General features: G+C 63.6%; 1 pseudogene. It reads left to right on the top strand.

What is annotated here, in order from left to right:
• A pseudogene (locus SM753_RS20855) lies at positions 1-185 on the top strand (branched-chain amino acid ABC transporter substrate-binding protein); the annotation flags it as partial.
• Positions 186-258: the final 73 nt, after the last annotated feature.

Raw genomic sequence — 258 nt, forward strand, 5'->3', positions numbered from 1 at the left:
TGAGGTACAGCGTCCCCGAAGACTCGGCGCCGACGGTGTCCCTCAACGACGCCTACGGCCAGTCGCTCGAAGAGCAGTACGTGGCCTCCTTCGAGGACAACGGCGGCTCGATCGGCGAGCGCGTCTCCTTCGAGCCGGCACAGGCGACGTACACCAGCCAGTGGTCGAGCGTCTTAGAGCAGTAATCGTTCCGTAGCGGCGGCCGACTGCCGAATTTTCCTTTTTTGGCTCTGTCGGAATCGACCCCGTCGACCAGCG

Source organism: Halostella sp. PRR32 (genome assembly GCF_034808085.1).
GTDB lineage: Archaea > Halobacteriota > Halobacteria > Halobacteriales > Natronoarchaeaceae > Halostella > Halostella pelagica.